The organism is Spiroplasma sp. Moj (genome assembly GCF_016082285.1).
GTDB classification, from domain to species: domain Bacteria; phylum Bacillota_I; class Bacilli_A; order Mycoplasmatales; family Mycoplasmataceae; genus Spiroplasma; species Spiroplasma phoeniceum.
In genome coordinates, this window is the sequence record NZ_MQTY02000006.1 from 1 (window position 1) to 22,746 (window position 22,746).

The following is a 22,746-nucleotide window of genomic DNA, read 5'->3' on the forward strand; positions in this document are numbered from 1 at the left end:
ATATCAAAAATCAGTATAAAATCGCCAAGCAGTTCATATAGAATAAAATGCAAAAGTTCTAATAATTTTGTACATATTTAGAAATATTTATTCTACGACACGCCCACTAATATTATTTTGACAGTATAGTTTATAGCTTGAAAAAAAAAAAACTATACACATACATATAAAATAAAATTAAAAGAAAATGAATTTCTGACGTGACTTTGATCTATATCGTCAAGTTTGCTACATTTGCTACATTTGTACATTTTCTGTCGAGGTCTTATAGCAGTTGGGATGAATACTTTCAGAGAGATCACACTAACAAGTTGAAATGTCATAGAAGGGTATATCGCCTTATCACGTTGATTTCATCGGAAATATATTATGTAAATTCTCTAGAGCTTACATTCGTATGCAATTCCATACTATAACCAAATGCCATAAACAGAAGGCTTAGAAATATAGCATGAGCATGAACTGATTCACGATTTGCTATATAAAAATAATTATTTAAATAAATGTTTATGTAAATAGTGAAGGAATTTGTACATATTATTTATTTATTTATTTATTATTATTTTCCTTTTAGTTAATTTACCAAATTTTTAATTTAAATGCTATTTATGTATTAGTTTCTTATGTTATTTGTTTACTACTTACTTAATTTTTTATAATGTATTTTTTAAAATAGTTAATTATTTAATTAAATATACATTTTTTCATTATTTACTACTGATTATTATTAATAATAATTAATTTTTAAATTTTTCTATTTCAGCAACCTTTAAAATATCTAACATTTTATTAAAAGTGGCTTGTTTTATTCCTGTTAATCGGAATAATTCTTTATCATTAATAAAATCAAATTTATCAAATTTCATAATTTTAGATTCCTATAATTTCTATTTTAAATATATTTTATAGGAATTTTAAAATAACTAGGTTATGCAAGAAGTCTAATAATGCAAAAGTCCTAGCAGAAACATTAAAAGCAAATAATCTGCGTTTAGTAACTGATGGAACACACAACCACTTATTAATGGTTGATGTTAAAAGTAGTTTAGGAATTTCGGGGCAAATGGCGGAAGAAATTCTACAAAAAATTGGTATTATTTGCAACAAAAATATGATTCCATTTGATAAAGAATCATCGATGGTTACTAGTGGGATTCGGTTAGGAACAGCAGCTATGACAACACGTGGTTTTGGGAGCAAAGAATTTAAACAAATTGGAGAAATAATTTATAATGTTTTAAAAGAACCAACTGAAAATAATATTGTTAAATATCAAGAATAAGTAAAAAACTTATTAAGTGATTTTCCAATTTACTCAACTTGAAAATTACAAGAGTAATTAAATTTAGAAATAACAAGTTAAAATATTGATTATTCTATTATTTTTAGTTATAATATTATTGCTTTATACATTAGACCCTGGTACGGAATGATGTGAGGAGGCAGTGACATGAGACAAACAACTATCTTAAATTCAACTAAAGTTGAAAAAAAATGATATGTGATTGATGCTCAAGGTCTAGTTTTAGGACGTTTAGCAAGTAAAGTTGCAATGATCTTAAGAGGAAAAAATAAACCATCTTATACTCCACATGTTGATTGTGGTGATAATGTTATTATTCTTAATGCTGATAAAATTAATTTATCAGGAAATAAATTAAATGGTAAAATGTATTATCATCATTCACAACATCCTGGGGGATTAAAACGAACAACAGCAAAGGATATGTTAGTAAAAAAACCAATTTATCCTGTTGAACACGCAATTAAAGGAATGTTACCAAAAAATAAATTAGGAAGTAAATTATTCCGTAATTTATTTGTTTATGCTGGTAATGAACATCCACATGAAGCACAACAACCAATTAAATTAGAATTAACTAATAAATAAAAGGAGAAAATATGGCAAAAAAACAAGAAGTTATATATCGTGGTACAGGAAGAAGAAAATCTTCTATTGCCCAAGTTGTATTGACTCCTGGTAAAGGGAATGTTGTTGTGAATGGGAAACCAGTATTAGAGTTTTTCCCATATGCAACATTAGTGCAAGATTTGGAACAACCTTTAGAGATTACTGGTTCAAAATCAGAATTTGATATTCGTGTTAAAGTATTTGGTGGTGGTTTTACCGGACAAGCTGGCGCAACAAGATTAGGAATTGCAAGAGCCCTAGTTGAAGCGTCACAAGATTATAAAACTTTATTGAGACACGCTGGCATGCTAACTCGTGATGCTCGTATTAAAGAACGAAAAAAATATGGGTTACATGGGGCTAGAAGAGCACCGCAATATTCAAAAAGATAGATTTCAAAAAAGTACATTTTGCTTTGCAATGTACTTTTTTAATTTGTTTAGTTTAATTTGTTATCTAATATAAGTTTAGTATAATTATTACGTAGATAAGAGGGTGAACAAATGACATTGATAGAATTTACAATTCAGGGTGATAAATATAATAATAAGAATTTATTGTTAAATTTGTATTTTTTAACAAATCCAAAAAGTAAATTTACTGATGATGATGTTAAAAACCTTCGGTTAAAAAATATTACAACAGTTCAAGGCCTAGATACTTTTTTAAAGCATAATATTTGTATTGCTGATTTTTTTGTTTGTTTAATTAATGATCAGGCAAAAATTAAAAAAGATAAAAAAGGATCAGAAAAGAAGCTTTATGATATTTTAATTCGTTTTAAATCAATTACTTTGCTAGATCAAATGTTCGATTCAAACTTATCATTAACAATCTTAGGCGATATTGATCCGGAAATTGGCATTGTTAATGTTAAAAATATTTTTTTAACAGCAATGGAAAAGAGAAAACAAGAATTTGAAACGTTAGCTACTGGAGTAGTGCTTGAAATTGCTGATAATTTTCGGATTGATGAAGCAAAATTACGAACTATTTTTGATTCAAATGTTATGGCAAATATGAAATTTTTGACTTCATCTTTTGCTGAAGAAAAAGAACGATGGTTACAATATTTACGCTTTCAAGAACAAAACTTAGAATATAAGCGTCATAATTCTTGTTTATATTTAAACCCGAAATTAACAGAATATATTAAAATTCCAAAAACAGTTCCAATTGGTGAAAAATTTCATGATGTAAGATTTTTATCCCATAATTTTTGATATGTTGATAAAAAAACTTTTACTAATAAAAATTTAACAATTAGTCATTTATTTGAAGAAATAATTATTGTAGAATTAGAGCTATTGTTGGATAATTTAGATAAATATTCAATATTAAAGAAATTAAGCAATTTAAGTCTTGCTAATTTACAAATTAATCGCACATATCAAAAAGATGTTCCATTAACACTATTTTCTTTTAATTTTAGTGAAAGTTATGTTCAAGATAGAGCAGATATTTATGATTTAGGGATTAATATTTCTGAAACAAAAATGCAGCAAAAAAATATCTATGATTTTAAAAAAGAATTAATCAAAATATATATGCTTGAAAATAATATTATGCAAGAAAGTGATATTGACCATGAAACAATTAAAGTAACTATTAATCAATTAGAGCAGTATCAAATTGTTAATTGCTTTTATGAAATAAAAAATGAGGATGAAATATCATTTAATGAATTAAATAAAATGATACCTTCTTATGGTTATTTAACTTATATTGGAAAAGGGGACTCAACTTTACTTCGACGTAGTAATGTTATTTTAGATAAAATTAGCAAAAATGATGTTGCAAATCCTTATTTAATTAATTATATCTTTAATATTGAAGATATTAAATTAAAGACACAATTTAACTTAATTATGGAAGAACAATTAATTTTTGCTTCAAATAATTTAAATGGAAATCAGCAGAAAGCAATAACAAAAGCCTTAAACTCACAAGATATTTTTTTACTGCAAGGTCCACCAGGGACAGGGAAAACTGAATTTATTGCTGAATTAGTTTATCAATATGCTAAATTAGGAAAGAAAGTTTTAATTTCTTCACAAAATCATACTGCAATTGACAATGTTTTAACAAGATTATTTAAAACACCTTTATTGGTTCCTTTACGCTTAACAAGTGATGAAGTTCGTAAAAAAAATCGTTTTAATGATTTTAATCCAGATAAATTAATTTTTAATAATTATCGTTTTATTTATGCTCATTTATCACGACAATATTTAACAAAATGAGATGGAATTGGAAGTGATTATGAAAATCAAAAATATGAACTACAAAAATTAAAAGCAAATGCTAAAATGTTAGAAAAAGAAATTAATGATTACAATCATTATACTCAAAAGTTAAATACATTAGTTACTGAGCGGGAAACAATCATTAATCAAAAATTGCAATATTTAGATGATAATCGAAAATTAACAATTGATATTAATAATATTCGTAATCTATTAGATTTCTTAGTTAATATTAATTGAGCTGGAATAGTTACTTCAACTCCGGATTTTGTCCGATTATTTAATAAACATTTTGGGGAGTTGTTGCAAAAAAAAATTGGTTTTCAAATTGATGATTCATATTCATTAACAGAAACATACAAAAAACTATTAACAATTACTACTGATAATAGGTTGTTAAAGGATAAGGAGATAGAATTAGCAATATTAAAACAAGTTAGTCAAGATTTACGTGATGATGATTGAATGGAACAATTAACTGCTGTTCAAAATGAAATTTTAGAATTAAAGAATCAAGTTATATTAAAACAAGAAAATATTGTGTTTCAAAAGGAGCAAGAAGCATTTAAAAATGACCTTGAACAATTATTACAGCAATATGAAGAACAAAGTGTTATTAATCAAAACAAAATTAGTGAAATTAATGAAGATAAATATGAGCAAGAAATTTCTTATTTAGAAATTGAAATTGGAACATTAAATCATAAAATTAATGCTCTAAAAGTTGAAGTTGAAAACATTGTTAATAGTATTAATACAATTTTTAATTTAAATTTAGTAGTAAAAGATATTAGTGGAACAATTAATGAAATTGATAAAGAAATTAATAAAATTGAACAGGACCTTAATTTTGTTCTCCAAGAAAAAGCAACAAAGTTTAATTTTGTAAATAATATGATTACCTTTTTAAATAAAAATTATCAGATATCAGATTTTTTAACACAAGAGAATATTGAAACTAATCATTTCACACCGGCGATGGAACGAGATACAATTAATTATGCTAATCAATTTTTACAAGAAAGTGTCAATGTTGTTGCAATGACTGCGACTTCAAACCAATCATATGCACAAAGTAAAAATAAAGTTTTACGGGATTATAATATTTCTGATATTGATATTAAAAAATTTGCTTTTGATGTTGTTATTATTGATGAAGTAAGTAAGTTAACACCAATGGAAATTTTTATGCTATTAGTATATGGTAAAACTGTTATTTTAGTTGGTGATTATCGGCAATTGCCACCACTTATGCCATATCAAGAAGAAGATGTTGCGTTAATTAATGAAATTTATGACCAAAATTATAGTTATAATGATTTTTTAGAATTAGTAACTAATTCATTATTTAAAAAAATTATTTCAAAATGTGATGATTCAGTAAAAGAAATTCTAATTAATCAATATCGTAGTCATGAAGATATTATGCGAATTGTAAATGTTTTTTATGAAAATCAGTTGCAGTTAGGTGATAAAACTAATCAAAATAATGAAAAACAACATTATATTATTGTTGAAAATAAAGATGGTCTAAAAATTTTTGATAGTAATAAAGCAATTTATTGAATTGATTCATCAAAAGATAAAACTAATATGAATTTTGTTTATGAACAAGGTGAAAGTGGTAGTACGAGTCTTTTTAATTGATTAGAAGTTGATTTAACAATAAAAACATTAGAATTAATTGAAGCAGGATATAATAATTTAACAGTTAAATTAAAAAAACAACCTAAAGTTGCAGTTATTAGTTTTTATAGTCTACATGTTAAAAAATTACGAAGAGCTATTAAAAGTTTAAAATTTAAAAATATTAAAGTAGAAGTTTCAACAGTTGATGATTATCAAGGGCGAGAAACCGAAATTGTTATTGTTAATACAGTTCGCAATCCTCGTAAGCAATTAAATGCTAATAAAGAATTTATTAAGAAATACGAACGGTTAAATGTTGCATTTTCAAGAGCAAAAAATATGTTAATTATTATTGGAGCAGTTAGTTTTTTTACTAATATTGATATTGAAATTCCAACAATTGCTAATCCAAATATTACAAAAACAATTAAAGCATATTATGAAATTTTACGAATTATTGATAGTTATGGTCTTGTTTGAAGTGCAAAAGATTTATTATAATAAGAATTCGAGGTAAAAACATGAAATTAGGAATGGTAAAAGTTTATAAAAATTGGAAAAAATTAAAAACAATAGTTAGCTATCAAACACCAAAAAAACTAGCTTTTTTTCAGTATGTAATTTTAAATGCTATTACTAATTACCCTAATAAAGAAAAAACATTAGCTGATATTTTACAGAATGAATTACAAATTTTTAATTTTAAAATTTATGCAGAATGTCTAAAGAACTTAATTGAAAAAAAAAATATTATTGAAATTAATAAGCAAACATCATTAAATTATTTAGCAAATAGTTCTGCTGAACAGGATTGAATTGATCGACCAATTGGAATTTTTTACATTTCAAAAGAAACGTTAACGGCATTAGAACAGGGCTATTTATTAAGTAAAAATAGTAATCGTGAAGCAGTTATTAATTTTGATTTTAATATTTTTTCGGACGAAAAATATATAAATAATGAACAATTATCTTTATTAGAAAAAAATAGCAATGATTTAATTATTGTTCCAGAACAAGAACCAATTATTAATGGCGAAGATTTATTTCATTTGTTAGAAAAGTACAAGTTAAATATTAATAAAAATAATATTTTTAATGCTGATACCACATTTACTTCAATTCGCACTAATAAGAGGCAAGAAATCTACTATAATATTAATCAAATTAACAATTTATTGATTGAGGCTTATGAAGAAAAAGAAGTTATATTGTCCCTAACCACTTTTAAAGATATTAAAATTCAAATTATTAATGACCACCAATTGCAACAAATTATTGAAGATAATGTTAATTTAAAAACAAAAATTGTTGATTATTTTTTAACCGAAATGGCTAAAACTTTAAGGGATAATTTTAATTTAAATTTTCAAAAAGTAGCAACAAATATATTAGAAAGTGACTATCAACAAGATCCGCGTTATATTACTTCTACATTAATAAATCCGAGAATTATAATTATTAATGCAGCAAGTGTTAAACCAAAAGCAGTCTTAGATAATAAATATTATTATGATAATAATATTAGTTGTATTATTTTTGTTAATGCTGAGCAGACAACTACAATGCATGATTTAACTGGTTCAATTCCAATTTTTTATTTAACTAGTGCGATTTTAACAATTAATGATAATTTTTTAACTTTATTCATCAATGATAAAAATGAGACTGAACTTTACATATTACAACCAACAGAACTTATTATGCTAAACCGTAATATTATAACAGCACAAAAATTTCTTCCGAAGTATAGTCAGATGTTATTTAATAAAATTTTAGAGGAATTAAAAAATTTAATAAATCGTCAACAGGCAAATATTTATGAAATAATTCATAATAATCAAATTGAAAATATTTTTATTTACTGTTATTTAATTGATATTTTAAATAATAATGAAGAAACTTTTGATAATATATTGAAAAGTATGACCATAAATGATTTTAATAATAAAATTAATGTTTTATATCAATCTGAACAAATTTTAAGTAATTTAAATTTAAAACCAAATTATTTTAATAAAATGCATAAAACTTTAATTGTCATTATGAAACAACAAGCAAAATTGCAAAAAAATATTATTAAAGCTTATCAAGTGTTAACTAATAATACTTTATTATCAAATAAAGAAGTTTTAAATATGTTGCAAGAACTTTATGACAAAAACGATGTTTCTTTAAACCAATTATTAGCATTAACTAATATTGCAGATTCATCAATTATTGAAAAAATTTGAAATCAAAATCTTTTTGCAATTTTAGATAAATTTCTTTTTGCAATCAATAATAATGATTTACATCGTGAATTATTTGATGCAATAACAACTACAACTTTAGAAAAAAATAGTACTTTATTAATTAATTTATATAATTATGCTGAAGAATATATTAAGTATTGTAAAGAAATGAAAAAGCGAGAAACAAGTGGATTACAACGGCATTGACAAAAAATATGAGATAAAGTTGAGATTATTAAAGAACGTTGCAAGAATATTAACAATAGTAATGAATTAATAATTCAATTACTTTATTCTTTGTCACAATTAGAAATAAAATATAAGGCAATTAAATTTAAAAATATGTTTAATTCTGAAAGCAAATTTCAGGAATATCTTAATTTATGTTCTTTTGATAAAGCAGCATTATATTTAATGAATTTAATGGAAGAAAAAATTACTCCACTTTTAAAAACAAAACATCAATTTGTACAACATATTAATGAAAAATTATTTGTTTTAAAAGATGTGTTTGATAAAAATAAATATAAACAAATTATGCAACTTTATCAAGAATTAACATTATATTTATATTGTGAGAAAGCAAGAAATGAACACAATGATAATAAAAATCGAGATGCTTTAAAAAAAATAAAACTTGAATTAGAAGAGGTGTTAATATAAATGAGTATGAGTGTTGAACAAGTAATGTATAATTACCAAAAAAAGATTGAACGATTAAATTTAAATATTAATTTTGTTAAAGATAATTTAAAATTATTATTACAACAATTACAAGAAATTGATGCTAGTGGGTTAAATTGTCAACAAATTGAACAATATTTAGTTGAGTTAGATCAAATTTTAACTGATTTAGAGGATAAACCGTTAGTTAAAGAATTTAGTAAAGTTGAACATGTTGAATTAGAATTGGCAAAAAGAGTTAATTTTTTCTTGGAACAAAAAACCCTTCGTTTAGCAGAAATTCAACAAAAAATTGAAGTTTTGAAAATAAAAGTAATTGAAGATGAAATAAACCAACGGTTATCTAATTTAAAAAACCGAGTTAATTTAAATTATCAACAATTAGAACATGAATTAATAGCAATGTTTGATGATAATGAATCAAAAGCTTTTATTATGAATTTTTTTAAAACAAATAAGAATCATTTCAGTAATTTAAACCCAGAGGATATTTCTGACCTTGTTCAAACAGAAGTTAAAAATTATCATACTTCAACTGATTTTTTGAAAAAACAATATCTTAGTAGTTTTAAAAAACAAATTAGTGATGATAAATTTGTTAATACAGAATTAGCTCCAACATTAGAAGAATTTGCCCAAATGCCAGCAGCTGATACTACTGTTTTAAACGCAAAAGCTTTAGCATTACAAAATCAAATTATTAATAAACAATTAGATGAATCAGCGCGGAAACATGCTATTATATCAATTTTACAAGCAATTCAAAAACGTGGTTTTATTGTTGATAGTAATGATATTCGTATTACGAAAGAAAATGAAGATAGTTTAGTTATTGTTTACGCAAAAAAAGTAACCGGAGAAGAGGCAATTTTTAAAGTATATTTAGATGGGCGCTTTACATATAAATTCGAAGGTTATGAAGGTCATGCACATGATATAGATGAACAACCGTTTATTAACGATTTATCAATGTATGATGTTTCTTTATCAAAAGAAATGAAAAAATCTTATTTAAATCCTGATAAAATTATTAATCAAGCAAAGATTCAAATTGATAGTAAATCAAAAAAGAAATAATTAACATTTTTAGGTTAAAAAACATTATAATTAAAGAAATAGTTAGAGGTGACTATAAATGAGTGTAAAAAGTAATTTAGATAAGTTAAAAAATCAAATTGGAATTAAACGATGTGTTATTCTTGAAGGCAATGTTAATGATATTTATCAAACAAATAGTGGTTATGTTGGTTTAAAAGATCGATTATTTGGATTATTAAGAGAAAAAGGCTTTAATGATATTTTTATGTGAGACCGGATTGATGGTCTAAGCGGAGGAAATCTGAAAAATTTAACATTAACAGTAGAAAAACAACAAAAGAGTAAAGAAGGTGAAGCATATGATTTTGGTCGAGAAGTAATTAAAAATGCAAATGAAGAAAAGAATGGTCCAACGGGACAATTTCCAACTTTAGCAGAATTTTTTACCATTGTTCGTCGTAATATGTTAGTTGCAAGTTCTAAAAAAGTTGCTTTTATTGCTGACTTTTCTGATTATTTATTTTCTAATGAACAGACCTTAAGTGAAGAAGAACGTGTTAATTTAATTTCATTAAGTAAAGCTTTTCGAGATAAAAAATTTGATCAATCAGAAATAATTGATTTTGATACAGCTATTATTTTTATCACTAATAGTGTTGGAAAATTGCCAACGTCATTTTATTTGCATAATCCAGATGTAACAACAATTACTTTAACAAAACCAAATCGTGAAGAACGAGAAAAGTTCATTTTAACTAATAAGAATTTTTTTAAAATTACCGAAGATTTAAATACTGATATTTTAAAATTACAAGATATTTATGATACGATGGAAGGATGAACTTTGAAAGAAGTTTATCAATTAATTAAGTTTTCAAACAATATTTCAGAACGCTTACCATTTGAAAAATTATTAAATTCTTATCAATACGGTGATAAAGTTTCACCATGAGAAGAAATGAATTATGAAAAATTAGCAACTATTGAAAAAGAATTAAAAAAACGAGTTATTGGGCAAGATCATGCCATTGAAAAAGTGAAGAATGTTGTTTATAAAGCTTTTACTGGATTATCAGGTGTTCAATATTCATCAAAACGAACAAAACCAAAAGGTACATTGTTTTTTGTTGGACCAACTGGAGTAGGAAAAACTGAACTAGCAAAAGCATTGGCCAAATTTTTATTTGGTGATGAAAAAAATTGTATTCGGTTTGATATGTCGGAATATAACCAAGAAGCAAGTGATCAAAAATTAATTGGTGCACCACCAGGTTATGTTGGTCATGAACAGGGTGGACAATTAACAAATGCAATTAAAGAAAAGCCATTTAGTGTACTTTTATTTGATGAAATTGAAAAAGCCCATCCGCGAATTTTAGATAAATTCTTACAAATTTTAGAAGATGGTCGTTTAACTGATAATAAAGGTCAAACTGTTACTTTTTCTGATTCGTTTATTATTTTTACTTCAAATATTGGTGCAAGTGAAGTTGATGATAATTTATCATTTTTAGAAATTGAAAAGCAATTTATTCAAAAAGTATCTGATCATTTTCGAACTGAATTAAAACGACCAGAATTATTAGGGCGAATTGGAAATAATATTATTCCGTTTAATTTTATTAAGGATATTAATTTTAAAGCAAAATTAATTACACAAAAATTACAGCCCATTCAAACAGCTGTTTGAGAAAAATATAAGATTAAATTAGAATTTATGGATTTACCACAAATTTTACCAATTATTATTCAGGATTCTGATGATAAAAAAGGTGGTCGTGATTTGTTAAATAGTATTGAAAAGCATGTCGTTGATGGATTGAGTTCATTTATTTTTGCAAATCAAACTAAATTTAAAGCTGGAGAAACAATATTAGCACAAGCAAATGGTCATCAAATTGAATATTGTTTTAAATAAAAAATGAGTAATTTAATTAATTTTAATCGTTTTGTTTCTTTTACAACCATTGAAGGGCCTGGAAAACGATTCGCATTATGAATGCAAGGCTGTATTATTAATTGCAAAGGATGTAGTAATCAGGAAATGATTCCTCTCATTAATCGGAATGTAATGGAAGTTAGTGACCTTTTTAAGGCGATTAGAGACGCTAAAGAGCGCTTTCAAATTGAGGGGATTACCATTTTAGGGGGAGAACCATTTATTCAACCACGAGCACTCTTAGAACTAGTCACTTTATGTCAAACAAATAATTTAACAGTAATTGTTTTTTCTGGTTTTTTATATGAACTATTGCTAGAAAAGCATCCAGCAATTTTATCTAAAATTGATATATTAATTGATGGACCATTTATTATTGAAAAGTTAGATAAAAAACGACGATTAATTGGCTCTACAAACCAGCGTGTGATTAAAATAAGCAATGTTTATCATAATAATGATTATTTTGAACAAAATATTATTGAAGCAGAATTTACTGTAACTAAAAATAATAGTATGATTATTAATGGAGATGGAGCTCATCTCATTAATAATGAAGAAAAAATAAGAAAAGAGGAGGCCATAAAAATGGGAGAATTTAAATTAGATGGGGATGTATTTTCACATTTTACCCAAGATATTATTAAAGTTGGTGATAAGTTAGAATTTAAAGGAACTAATGCTGATATGAGTGATTTTCACCTTAGTGATGTTAAAACACAATATAAAGTTATATCGGTAATTCCAAGTATTGATACAAATGTTTGTTATACTCAAACTGTTAAATTTAACAAAAATATGAAAGATTATCCTAATGCACGATTAATCACAGTCTCACGTGATTTACCATTTGCTCAAGAAAGATGTTGTGAATCTTTTAGAGATGAAGCACATTTTTTAGTGTCAGATTATAATTATCGTGATTTTGGGACAAAGACAGGATTAGTTTTTACTGCTTTGCAAATTTTGCCACGAGCAGTTTTTATTTTAAACCAAGATAATATTGTAGAATATCTTGAAATTGTTAATCCAATTGGAAATGAACCAAATTATCAAGCTATTTATGATTTTTTAGATAGTAGAAAATAAAAAAAGTATTTATAAGCAAAATACTTTTTTTTATTTTAAAATTAACATTTGTTGAATTTCTGCCAAATCACGTAGTTTTTCTTTATCAACGTTAATCTTAAAGTTATATCCTTCATCTTTTTGATATTTTGGAATAATATGAAGATGATAATGAAAAACCTTTTGAAAAGCTTCACTTTTTTCATTGCTAACATAATTAATTCCAACAGGTTTTAATGTTTGATACATTTTCTGGGCAATTATTTTTCCAATTTTAGCAACTTCTGTTAAGTACTCATCATCAGTAACACTATAATATTCAAAGTGCTTTTTTGGAATAACTAAGGTATGACCATCACTATTGGGGAATGCATCTAAAAAAGCATAAACTAAGTTATTTTCATAAATTTTTTTACTTGGTATTTTTTGGGCAATAATTTCACAAAAAATACAATTGTTTTCATTCATATTAATTTCAGCTCCTTATGTAATTAATTATAGCAAATAACTACTATCGTTAATTAATTAAGTTATTTTTAATATAAAAAAAGAAGATTTTTTTAATCTTCTTTAATAATATATGATCCGATTGCATCATACAAAGTTTGTGAATAAACATTTTCTGGATTATTGGCAAAGGCTAAGGAATATAATCTTGTTTTTGCTGCTGTTTGTAAATTTTGTTGTTGTGCAAAAGTATATTCAATTCATTTTAGGATTTGACCTTTAATATTTTTTGTAATGTCAACTGGTGTTCCATCTTCATTATAAAGAGCTTCACCATTTTCATTGTATGTTCCTAAATAACCTTTTTCATTATATAATCATGATAATGAACGCTTAATACCACCTTGTTGTGCTAATCAAGCTTGATCTAAATCAGTTGGTGTTTCTCCTGATCCGTATCAAGTTAATGATAATTCTTTATTGTTTTTATTATCATTTTTATAATTAATATTCATATTTTTCATTAAATCAACAGCATAAATTGGTAATACTAAGACAACTGACCCGTATCTTTTATTTGTATCTAAGAATTGGTAACTTGAATGGTCTGTTCCTTCACCTGATTTTATAATACATGGTGTTTCTGTATCAATAATTTTTTGTTTATATGCATCAGCATTGTTTAAAGTTGTAAAAATATCATTTGGGTTTTTATTTTTATCAATTCCAACAAATCCTTTAAAACCACTAATCCCAAAAATTGGATCAATTCCATCTTTAATCATATTATTAAAGATTTTACTTTGGTTTTTCTCATTAAACATGTTTTTAAGTTTTTTTATTAAAATATCCTGATTATTAGTTAAATCAGAATTTAATTTTTCAACATTTGCTAATGGTCCTTTATCTGTATCTTTATTATTAAATAATTTGTCTAATTCTTCTTTATCTAGTTTTAATTCTCACACCATTTTAACATATGATTTTCATCGTGCTCCACTAATGGTATCTCATGATTGAATAGCATTAAATAATGTATTATTTCGATTTAGATAAATTGAACTATTATCTCCGCTACCATAGCGCTTAATCTCGTTTTGGTGTAAGTATGTTACAGTAATAATTTTATCAATAACTGCTGGTACTTCAACATGTGTATAATAATCTTTAAACCGAACTTTTAATGCAACTTTTTTTTCATTTTCTGACATTGTATTAAAGTCAGTATAATTAGTTCCAGCACTTTTACTTTTAATTTTGAAATTAGCTTCTCCTTGCTCTTTTCTTGATTTCATATAATTTGGTTTATCTGTTCCTTTTCAGAAATATGATTGAGTACCGCCAACATATCAACCTTCTGATTGATAATCAGGTGCATATCCTTGTCCTGCAATTGTTGTTTCTAAAGGTATTGAATTAGAAATTCCAGTAAAGTATTTTGTACTTAAATTATCAAGTGCAACTTGCTCAACAAAGTTAATAAATTGTTTTATTAATAATGAATCAGGTTGGTTAACGTCAATTGTTACTCCGGTATAACGTGCTCTTGTTGATTCTTCTGAAGCATAGAAAAATTTTGAAATATTAGTATCTAATAATCTTACAGCCATTTCTTTTAGGGTTGCTTTAGTGAAAATGTCATTAAATGAATATTTGACAACATTTGATTCGTTTTCTGAATTAATTTGTGCAATAATTCAACGTTTAACTTCATCAGCAATTGCGGGGTCGGTAAATCTTTCAAAATCTTTTTTTGCACATGCATAAAGACTTGTGCCAGTAGAAGAAAGAATAGACATTGCTCCTAAAATACTTAGTAGTTTTTTCATTATCGTCTACCTCCTATTTTATAAAAATATTTTATTGGATCTGTTATTACAGGAGGAAATTGATACACTCATAATGGAGTTTTTGCCAAAACACTTAATTTTGTGTAATTTAAACCAATTTCTTCATGTCATACTTTTGCGTTACTAATTTTTTCAACAATAGTTTTTGGATCAATCTTAGCAGCGGGTCCTCCAATTTTATATCCTTCAATTGTTTTATTTTCTGCTTCAAAACTACTGTATAAACGTTGAACAGCACCTCCTGATAAATTAGTTGACATTGCATTAATAATTGAAATAAATCAATCATGATTTGTCTCATGTTTTTCTGAATCTTTAAAAGTAAGAAAGTTTTTCAATCATTGTTGAGGACCAGCACCATTTGTTAAGATTTTATTATTAAAATTATTGAAAAAGTCATAAATTCAAAATCATCATGTTTTATCATCAGTTGAACCAGAACCAGAACTTAATGTAGCATATTTTTTAACTTCATTTAAAACATTAAATTTTAGTTTACTGTTATTATTGCTATTTACTAAACTACGATTTACTAAATATCATAAGTATTGAGCATTACTAAATTGTGTATTCATCTTTTGTTTTGCTTTGTCAACTGTCATGATTTTTGATTTATCTGTTAATGAACTATAAAAATTACTTGAATAATTTAAACTTTTAAATTGTCAATTGCTACCATAAGCGTCGTATGATGTTGGGTCAGCATCCTTTAGATATTCGCGGCCATCAATATGAACTAAGTTTAAACCATTTGTATCAAAGAAACTAATAACAATATCATTAGTAGTACCAATTTTTCAGGCAGCACTAATTGGAACGGTTGGATTTTTACGATTAATTTTACTTATCGTAACATTTATATCACCAGGTGCATTAATGCTATTATATACACTTGATTTTAAAATATTTGATTTAACAGCATCAGCTTGTGTACTTAAAGTTAATAAATCTGATGATGGAGTAACTGTACCTTCACTGTTAGTAGTAAAGTCTTCTCAACTTTTAGCTGAGGATAAAGTTTCTAAATCTTTATAAATTTGTGTTTTTGTTGTTTCATCAAAACTATCTGCTGTAAAACCAGTATCAGTTGGTGTTGCTCCGGATTTAAAAGCATATGTTATTTTTGAAATTGCTAAAGGTTTTTCATTTTGGAATCATTTTTCAATTATATATTTTTGAAATAATGATATTTGCCCAACATCATATGTTTCACTTAATTCAGGAGTACCAACTGATGTTTTAGATGAATTTTTAAAAATAGGTGTTGCAACTGGTGGATGCTTACTCAAATATTCTGTAATTTTATAATTAAAAGTTCCTAAATCTGTTGCAATTGTATTAATACGAGTATTAATTTCAGCGATTGTTAACTTTGATAGATTATCAATAAATTCTTTTTCATCTTCATTTCAACTAAAAGCTAATGCCAATTGAGTACGTAAATTTTGATTGTCAGTATTTCAATCGTCTGCTTTATTTCCGTTTTTAAGGAAACTAGCAAAATCCCTTAAAATTATAACTGCGCTTTCAGTGTTATTTTGTCTGTATATACGCATATTATTATTTAATAAAACATTAGTTAACATTTGTGTTGCACTAATTCCGCCATCAGCACCAGTTGTCATAATGGCAGCTTTATAATTTTGTTCTTCAATTTCATATTTTTTGTTGCCACTAGCACCGCTGATATCTTTATAGTTTGAATCTAAAAAATCATGATATTTTTTTTCTCAATTTTTTTTATCACTGTCTTTAAAACTTTGTTTCTTTCTCTCAACAGTATTATTTGTATTTGTGATTAGTAATTGTCATTGTGTTTTTAAAATGTCTTTTAAATTTTTATAATCAGCAATATCACCGATTGTAGTTTCTTTTGATACAAAAAATTTATCAGGGTTCGCTAAAATTGCAACGCTTAAAATTTGCATTAATTGAACTGACATTTTGATTCTTGTTGCGCCATCTCATTGGGTTGGATCATTTGTTCATTTTCCATTTCCTGCATCTACAAATGGATTTTCTAAGACACTTCAAATATCAGGAGAAGTGATTTTTTTACCACCAAAAATTCCTGGAATTCATGCCCAAATGCTATCACCATTTTCATTTTTATGTTGATTATTTTTTTCTTTAGTACTACAAGCCGCCGTTCCAAATGCGGTTGCGCCCACTAATATCATACTGCTTAGTGATGATAAAAGTTTTTTCATTTTAGTTCATCCTTCCTCTTGACTTTTTATTTTTGTACTTTTTGATAAAAAATACTAACTACATTCTATTAAAAAAATATAATAAAGTCTACTTTTATTGTACAATAAAAGTAGACTTTATTAATTAAAAAATAAAGATAATTTCACTTCGGGACTAATATAATACATATTTTCAAAGGAGGGGCTAAAGTGAAAAAAATTGAAATCAAAGATTTATTTGTTTCTGCTGATAATGATATTATTTTAAATGGTTTAAATTTAACTGTTAATGTTAATGAAATTCATGCTTTAATGGGGCCTAATGGAAATGGAAAATCAACTTTATTATCAACAATTATGGGGCATCCTAGTTATACTGTTGAAAGTGGGGATATTTTAATTGATGGGGAAAGTATTTTAAACAAAACGGTTGATGAACGAAGTAAAATGGGAATATTTTTTGCAATGCAATCACCAGTTGAAATTTCTGGAGTTTTAAATTTAGATTTTTTAAAAGCAATTATTAATGCTCATCGTGATTCACCAATTAAATTACCAGAATTATACCAAGATATTAACCGTAATATTAAAAATTTAAAAATTGATGATAGTATGATTCGTCGTTATTTAAATACTTGTTTTTCAGGGGGAGAAAAGAAAAAAAATGAGATTTTACAGTTAAATTTATTAAGCCCATCTTTAGCTTTAATTGATGAAATTGATTCAGGTTTAGATGTTGATGCTTTAAATGTTGTTAGTACTGAGTTAAATAAAATGCGAAATAAGCATTTTGCTGCAATTATTGTGTCCCATTATGATCGCTTTTTTAATTTAGTGCAACCAACACATGCTCATGTTATTGTTAAGGGTAAAATTGTTAAAAGTGGAGATTATAATTTAGTTAAAAAAATTAACGAAGAGGGATACGAATTATTATTACAAGAATTAGATTTACCAGTAGAAAATAAACAAAGGGGTGTTAAACCTTTAGCGGGAATTGGGTGTGCTGCTCAAAAAGGTAAGTAAAAATGCAAGTTTTAATGAATGAACAAAAACTTATTGGTGACAATTTTACTATTGATGCAACAACACCCAAATTAACATTTACGAATAATAAAGCTGGTGAAGTTATTAATATTAATTTTGCTAGTAATCTTGTTAATGAAACTTTTTTGTTTTTTTTAAATTTAACTTCAGAAGTAACAATTAACTACAATATTCCTGCTAATAGTCAAATTAATATTATTAATATTTACAAAAATCGTGAATGTGAACAAATAGCTAATCTTTTTTATAACTTATTAGAAAAAGCACAAGTTAATATTTATCACTTAAATATTGTTAATAGTAGTATTACTGAGAACATTATCTTCAATTTGCGGGGTAAACGTAGTGCTATTAAATATTATTTGGCAAGTCTGTCAACACATGAATATCATAAAAATACGATTATTTATGCTCATCATTTAGCCCCAGCAACCGAAAGTGAAATTAAAACTTACTCAATTGCAAAAGATAATTCATTACAAACTGTTAAATGTACTAGTCATATTGAAAAAACAATGGGTAAATCAGAAGCTCATCAAGAATTACGATTACTAGTTTTTGATAAAACTTCAAAAGCAATTTCTGATCCGATTTTGTTAATTGATGAAAATGATATTAAAGCAAGTCATGCTAATGCGGTTGGGATGCTAGACCCAGAGCAAATCTTTTATTTACAAACAAGAGGTTTGACAATAACGCAAGCTCGAAAATTAATTTGTATGGGTTATTTTAAAAATGTGATTGATGCAATTGAGGATGAGGAATTACAAAAAAATATTATTGATGAAATTGATACAGAAATTGGAGAATAATGATGATTGATTATATAGAAATTAAAAAACAATTTCCTTTTTTTAAAAATAATTCTGAGCAAATTTATCTTGATAGTGCTGCTACTAACTTAAAACCACAAGTTGTTATTGATGCTATTAATGATTATTATACAAATTATGGAACTAATCCGCATAATACTGATAGTGATTTAGGATATAAAACAAATGTTCAATATGAACTTGTTCGTCAGAAACTTCAGCATTTTATTAATGCTAAAAAGGTTTCAGAAGTTATTTTTGTCCCTGGAGCAACTTATGGATTAAACCAAATTGCGTATGGTTTAAGTTCAAAGATTACAGCGGGTGATGAGATTCTAATTACAAAACAAGAACATGGTGCAAATATTTTACCGTGATATCGGATGGCACAAGAAAAAAAAGCAGTTGTTAAGTTTTTACCAGAAATAAATTTTCAAATTGATTTAAAACAATTAGCAAGAGTTATTACTGCTAAAACAAAGATTGTTTCTTTTGCTAATGTGCCAAATATTTTAGGATATGAAAATGATCCAACATCAATTGTTACAATGATTAAAAAAATTAATCCGGAAATAATTGTTGTGATTGATTGTGCACAGGGTGTTATTCATATGCCAACTGATGTTCAAAAGTGAAATGCTGATTTTATTACTTTTTCAGCCCATAAAATTTTTGGCCCAACTGGAATTGGGATTTTATGAGGAAAAGAAGAATTATTGCTACAATTACAGCCGTTAATTGTTGGCGGTGGTATGAATACTCGAATTGATAATAATGGTTTAGATTATAGTTTAAAAAAATTACCAGACCGGTTAGAAGCGGGTTCAGCTAATATTGCTGATATTTTTGGTTTTGGAGCAGCAATTGATTTTGTTAATAGCCTTACTTTAACAGAAATTATTAAATATAATCATCAGTTAAAACAATATGCAATTCAACAGTTTAATAAAAAATTAAAAGATAAAGCAATAATTTATAATCCTGATAGCAAGGGACCAACATTAGTTTTTAATATTAAAAATGTTTTTTGTCAGGATGTTACAATGCATTTAGGAAGCCGCAATAAGATTACTGTTCGGAGTGGTGATCATTGTGCGCGGTTAATTGGTACTGTTATTCCAGAGAAAAATACAATTAGAGCTAGTTTTTCAATTTATAATAGTTATGAAGATATTGATTTGTTAGTATCGGCACTTGCAAATGAGAAAGATTTTTTAGGAAGGTTGGTTTAAATGGAATTTAATAAAAATGACCCAATTTTTTTACGACAAATTATTATGGACCATTATTCAGAACCACAGTACAAAGGTTTAACAAAGAAACCAACAGTTTATTCAATTCATCAAGCTTCTGAATCATGTATTGATGATATTTATTTAGAATTAATAATTGAAGGGAATAAAATTATAAGTGCTCGGTTTGACGGTGTTGGTTGTGCAATTTCAACAGCATCAAGTGACATTATGGCGCAAGAACTAGAAGGAAAAACAATGAAGGATGGTTTAGCAATTATTGAAAATTATTTAGCAATGGTTTTTGACAAACAATATGATAAGAACAAGTTAAACGATTTAATTGCTTTTATTAATATTGCAAAACAACCTAATCGAATTAAATGTGCGACAATTGGTGTTAATGGTTTTCAAACATTATTATTAGATTTATTAAAAACAGATAATGATTAATGCCAAAGGAGGTCTTATTAATGCCAAAATTAAAGCAAGAAAAAGAAATTAAAGAAATTTCTAGTTATAAATATGGTTTTAATGATGGAGATATTTCTTACTATAATACTGGGAAAGGTCTTAATGAAACAATTATTAATGAAATTTCAGATCATAAAAATGAACCAGATTGAATGCGAGAATATCGGTTACAGTCATATCATAATTTTTTAAAAATAAAAAATCCAAGTTGAGGGCCAAACTTAGAATTTATAGATTTTGATGAGTATATTTATTATATTAAACCAACAGAACATATTGCAACAAAATGAAATGAGGTTCCTGAAAAAATTAAAAAAACCTTTGACCGGTTAGGTTTACCAGAAGCCGAACGTGAATATTTAGCTGGAATTAAAGCTCAATATGATAGTGAGCCAGTTTATGGAAGTATGTTAAAAGAAGTTGAAGAAAAAGGAATTATTTTTTTAGATTGTGATACCGCATTACGTCAACATCCAGAGTTATTTAAAAAATATTTTGGAACATTAGTACTAAATACAGATAATAAATATGCTGCTTTAAATGGAGCTGTTTGATCAGGTGGATCATTTATTTATGTTCCAAAGGGAGTTAAATTAGAAAAACCATTGCAGGCTTATTTCCGGATTAATTATCAGAATAGTGGTCAGTTTGAACGCACATTAATTATTGTTGATGATGATGCAGAATTACACTATATTGAAGGATGCACAGCACCAATTTATTCTCGTGATTCTTTACATGCTGCTATTGTTGAAATTTTTGTGGGAAAAAATGCAAAAATGCGTTATACAACTGTTCAAAACTGGAGTGATAATGTTTTAAATTTAGTAACAAAGCGTAGTATTGTTGATGAAAATGGTCAAATGGAATGAATTGATGGTAATATTGGATCAAAAATTAATATGAAGTATCCGAGTGTTATTTTAAAAGGAAATAATAGTAAAGGACAATGTATTTCAATTGCGGTAGCAAAGGAAAATGTTATTCAAGATGCTGGTTCAAAAATGATTCATTTGGGAAAAAATACTTCTTCTAAAATTATTTCTAAATCAATGACTTTTAATGGTGGAACAGCAAACTATCGTGGGTTAGTTCATATTGGACCAAAAGCACAGTATTCAAAAGCTAGGGTTGAATGTGATACTCTAATTCTAGATGGAAAATCACATTCCGATACAATTCCTCAGAATAAAGTTTATAATAATGAATCACAAATTGAGCATGAAGCAATAGTAAGTAAAGTTTCTGAGGAACAATTATTTTATTTACAAAGTCGTGGTTTATCAGAACAAGAAGCTTTGGAAATGATTATTATGGGATTTTTAGAACCATTTACAAGAGAATTACCAATGGAATATGCAGTTGAATTAAATCAGTTAATTAAAATGGATATGGAAGGTAGTGTTGGTTAATGATAACTCGTGCTAAACAAGAAATTCGACAAGAAAAATTGCTTGTAAGAAGCAAGATTTCATCTGAGTTACGACAGCAAAAAGAAACTCAGATTTTTAATACTTTTTTTCAACATCCGGGTGTACAAAATAGTAAAACAATTGCTCTTTATTATTCAATCAAAAATGAAGTTAATACTATTTTTATTATTAAGCAATTATTTGCATTAAAAATTAATGTTTTATTACCACGAATGGATGGTAATAATTTAAAATTTTATCATATTACCAATTTAACAACTGATTTAGAATTTAATTCACGTTTTGGTTTTTATGAATCATTAAATTCATTGCCAATAATTGATGCAGAAAAAATTGATGTTCTTGTTGTTCCAATCGTTGCTTTTGATCAAAAAAATTTTCGGTTAGGATATGGGAAAGGCTATTATGATCGGTTTTTAAAAAAATTATTATCATCTTGTGATTGGGTTAGCATTTATTAGACTTCTTGCATAACCTATTAAAATAATTGTAAATATTTTTAAAAAGATACT

At 26.1% G+C, this 22,746-nt stretch carries 18 protein-coding genes; 14 read left to right on the forward strand and 4 right to left on the reverse strand.

All coding sequences use genetic code 4. The features are described 5' to 3' along the window. Positions 1–737: 737 nt before the first annotated feature. Entirely contained in the window at positions 738–866 is a 129-nt protein-coding gene (locus BST80_RS00685; RefSeq protein ID WP_415745503.1) for a hypothetical protein, read from the reverse strand. A gap of 62 nt (positions 867–928) precedes the next feature. Here BST80_RS00685 and BST80_RS00690 point away from each other — a divergent pair, with 62 nt between their 5' ends. The 8 genes from BST80_RS00690 to tpx all read left to right on the forward strand — a co-directional run bounded on the left by BST80_RS00690 (position 929) and on the right by tpx (position 12,771). Further along, complete coding sequence (locus BST80_RS00690) at positions 929–1,282, forward strand: hypothetical protein (RefSeq protein ID WP_415745519.1); 354 nt, start codon at positions 929–931, stop codon at positions 1,280–1,282. A gap of 168 nt (positions 1,283–1,450) precedes the next feature. Next, positions 1,451–1,891, forward strand: coding sequence for a 50S ribosomal protein L13 (rplM, locus tag BST80_RS00695; RefSeq protein WP_415745504.1), 441 nt, complete (start codon positions 1,451–1,453; stop codon positions 1,889–1,891). Between the two features lie 11 nt (positions 1,892–1,902). Further along, complete coding sequence (gene rpsI / locus BST80_RS00700) at positions 1,903–2,304, forward strand: 30S ribosomal protein S9 (protein ID WP_415745505.1); 402 nt, start codon at positions 1,903–1,905, stop codon at positions 2,302–2,304. A 111-nt stretch (positions 2,305–2,415) separates the two neighbouring features. Continuing rightward, a complete protein-coding gene (locus BST80_RS00705; protein ID WP_415745506.1) occupies positions 2,416–6,288 on the forward strand; it encodes an AAA domain-containing protein in 3,873 nt (1,290 codons plus the stop codon). A gap of 20 nt (positions 6,289–6,308) precedes the next feature. Next, positions 6,309–8,684: a hypothetical protein gene (locus BST80_RS00710; protein ID WP_415745507.1), complete on the forward strand. Its 2,376-nt coding sequence runs from the start codon at positions 6,309–6,311 to the stop codon at positions 8,682–8,684. Continuing rightward, positions 8,685–9,782: a hypothetical protein gene (locus BST80_RS00715; RefSeq protein WP_415745508.1), complete on the forward strand. Its 1,098-nt coding sequence runs from the start codon at positions 8,685–8,687 to the stop codon at positions 9,780–9,782. Positions 9,783–9,840: 58 nt separating this feature from the next. Next, positions 9,841–11,661: an AAA family ATPase gene (locus BST80_RS00720; protein WP_415745509.1), complete on the forward strand. Its 1,821-nt coding sequence runs from the start codon at positions 9,841–9,843 to the stop codon at positions 11,659–11,661. A gap of 3 nt (positions 11,662–11,664) precedes the next feature. Next, entirely contained in the window at positions 11,665–12,771 is a 1,107-nt protein-coding gene (gene tpx, locus BST80_RS00725) for a thiol peroxidase (RefSeq protein WP_415745510.1), read from the forward strand. 30 nt (positions 12,772–12,801) lie between these two features. On the opposite strand, the gene BST80_RS00730 is transcribed toward tpx, so the two are convergent. The 3 genes from BST80_RS00730 to BST80_RS00740 all read right to left on the reverse strand — a co-directional run bounded on the left by BST80_RS00730 (position 12,802) and on the right by BST80_RS00740 (position 17,257). Then, positions 12,802–13,218 carry an HIT family protein gene (locus tag BST80_RS00730; protein WP_400248389.1) on the reverse strand — a complete coding sequence of 139 codons (417 nt, stop codon included), beginning with the start codon at positions 13,216–13,218 and terminating at the stop codon, positions 12,802–12,804. A 92-nt stretch (positions 13,219–13,310) separates the two neighbouring features. Continuing rightward, on the reverse strand, positions 13,311–15,026 hold the full coding sequence (locus BST80_RS00735; RefSeq protein ID WP_415745511.1) for a lipoprotein: 1,716 nt from the start codon (positions 15,024–15,026) through the stop codon (positions 13,311–13,313). Further along, positions 15,026–17,257 carry a hypothetical protein gene (locus BST80_RS00740; protein ID WP_415745512.1) on the reverse strand — a complete coding sequence of 744 codons (2,232 nt, stop codon included), beginning with the start codon at positions 17,255–17,257 and terminating at the stop codon, positions 15,026–15,028. The genes BST80_RS00735 and BST80_RS00740 overlap by 1 nt, the downstream gene beginning before the upstream one ends. A gap of 189 nt (positions 17,258–17,446) precedes the next feature. Between BST80_RS00740 and sufC the strand changes: the two genes are divergently transcribed. The 6 genes from sufC to BST80_RS00770 are packed head-to-tail and all read left to right on the forward strand — an operon-like array spanning position 17,447 to position 22,695. Next, complete coding sequence (gene sufC, locus BST80_RS00745) at positions 17,447–18,262, forward strand: Fe-S cluster assembly ATPase SufC (RefSeq protein WP_415745513.1); 816 nt, start codon at positions 17,447–17,449, stop codon at positions 18,260–18,262. A 2-nt stretch (positions 18,263–18,264) separates the two neighbouring features. Next, positions 18,265–19,095 carry a SufB/SufD family protein gene (locus tag BST80_RS00750; protein WP_415745514.1) on the forward strand — a complete coding sequence of 277 codons (831 nt, stop codon included), beginning with the start codon at positions 18,265–18,267 and terminating at the stop codon, positions 19,093–19,095. Next, positions 19,095–20,327 carry an aminotransferase class V-fold PLP-dependent enzyme gene (locus tag BST80_RS00755; RefSeq protein WP_415745515.1) on the forward strand — a complete coding sequence of 411 codons (1,233 nt, stop codon included), beginning with the start codon at positions 19,095–19,097 and terminating at the stop codon, positions 20,325–20,327. The genes BST80_RS00750 and BST80_RS00755 overlap by 1 nt, the downstream gene beginning before the upstream one ends. Then, complete coding sequence (sufU, locus tag BST80_RS00760; protein ID WP_415745516.1) at positions 20,328–20,780, forward strand: Fe-S cluster assembly sulfur transfer protein SufU; 453 nt, start codon at positions 20,328–20,330, stop codon at positions 20,778–20,780. Between the two features lie 20 nt (positions 20,781–20,800). After that, positions 20,801–22,213: a Fe-S cluster assembly protein SufB gene (gene sufB, locus BST80_RS00765; RefSeq protein WP_415745517.1), complete on the forward strand. Its 1,413-nt coding sequence runs from the start codon at positions 20,801–20,803 to the stop codon at positions 22,211–22,213. Then, the gene (locus tag BST80_RS00770; RefSeq protein WP_415745518.1) at positions 22,213–22,695 is read left to right on the forward strand and encodes a 5-formyltetrahydrofolate cyclo-ligase; all 483 of its coding nucleotides are present in this window, start codon (positions 22,213–22,215) and stop codon (positions 22,693–22,695) included. Before sufB ends, BST80_RS00770 begins: the two co-directional genes overlap by 1 nt. Positions 22,696–22,746 lie beyond the last annotated feature (51 nt).